Genomic DNA, 1,390 nt, shown 5'->3' with positions numbered 1-1,390 from the left:
CTTGGGTTCTAATCAACGTCGCAACACCCGACAGCCGGGTAGGCGATGAAGAACAGCAGCAGTACCGCCGGGGGGCGCCCGAACGGTAGAAGGGTGCCCCCCGAGGTCAAGCAGAGGTTTCTCGAACTGATATACGAGGGCGTGAGTATCAGAGGAGCCAGTCGCATCGTCGGCATCAACCGCCGAACGGGACAAGAGTGGATCAGCGGGCGCGGTGAGCGCGTGAAGACCACGAAGCCGGGCCGGCAAGCGGTGCGAGCAGCGGTGCAGCCGTTGGTCGGCGTTCGGCGCGAGTTCCTGCCGCATCCGCGCAGGAACGAGCGAATCGGACGTCGACCCGCGGTTTCTGCACGCTATCTGTCTGAGGAAGAGCGCATACGCATCGCTGACCTCCGGCGTGAGAAGCGGTCCATCCGCTCGATCGCAACCGAGCTGGGCCGTAGTCCGTCGACCATCAGCCGGGAGATCCGGCGCAACTGCAACCCCGACCTCAGGCCTAGCCATACCGGGTACTACCGCCCCTTCGCCGCCCAGAAGCGAGCGGAGAAACGCAGGTCGCGCCCCAGGCCCAGACGGATCGACGAGCACTCTGAACTGCGGGAATACATCCAGGCACGTCTGGACGAAAGGTGGAGCCCCGAACAGATCGCGAGCATCCTTCGCCGGGAGTTCCCTGACCGTCCGGAGATGCGAGCGGCACACGAGACGATCTACCGAGCTTTGTATGCACAGGCCGAAGGTGGCCTGTGGCGCCAGCTCTTCCGTCGCCTCAGGACCGGCCGAAGCGTGCGTAAGACGCGCCGGCAGCCGGGTCGTAGGACCCCGCGGTTCTCCCACCCGATGGTCCCGATCAGCCAGCGTCCCGCCGAGGCCGCCGACCGTGCCGTCCCGGGCCATTGGGAGGGCGACCTGATCGTCGGGGCGAAGAACGGATCGGCCATCGGCACCCTCGTCGAGCGCAGCACCCGCTTCACGTTGCTCGTCCATCTGCCCAAGGGCCACAGCCCCGGCTTCTTCCGGCAGGCACTCCTGGAGGCCGTCAAGGGCCTTCCCCCGCATCTCAAGCGCTCTCTGACCTGGGACCAAGGAGCGGAGATGGCTCACCACTATGCCTTCTCGGAAGCCTCCGGAGTCCCGGTCTACTTCTGCGACCCTCACAGCCCATGGCAGCGAGGATCGAACGAGAACACGAACGGCCTGCTGCGGCAGTACTTCCCGAAAGGGACGGATCTCTCGAAGTTCACCAGGGAGGACCTGGACGCCGCTGCCGCGGAACTGAACTCGAGACCTCGCAAAACGCTCGGCTGGGAATCCCCAGCCGAGCGCTTCACAGAGCTACTGACGAACGACCCCAACACTCCTCGTGTTGCGACGATTTGTTGAATCCGCC

The 1,390-nt window shown here is 65.1% G+C and carries 1 protein-coding gene; it reads left to right on the top strand.

Annotated elements, in window-relative coordinates; translation table 11 throughout:
- Positions 1-141: 141 nt before the first annotated feature.
- On the top strand, positions 142-1,383 hold the full coding sequence (locus tag ACFU8W_RS52460; protein WP_384052999.1) for an IS30 family transposase: 1,242 nt from the start codon (positions 142-144) through the stop codon (positions 1,381-1,383).
- Positions 1,384-1,390 lie beyond the last annotated feature (7 nt).

The organism is Streptomyces sp. NPDC057565, from assembly GCF_042801455.1.
Taxonomy (GTDB): Bacteria; Actinomycetota; Actinomycetes; order Streptomycetales; family Streptomycetaceae; genus Streptomyces; species Streptomyces yanii.
Note: the sequence above shows the minus strand (reverse complement) of the source record. Positions and strands in the feature narration are given on the sequence as shown.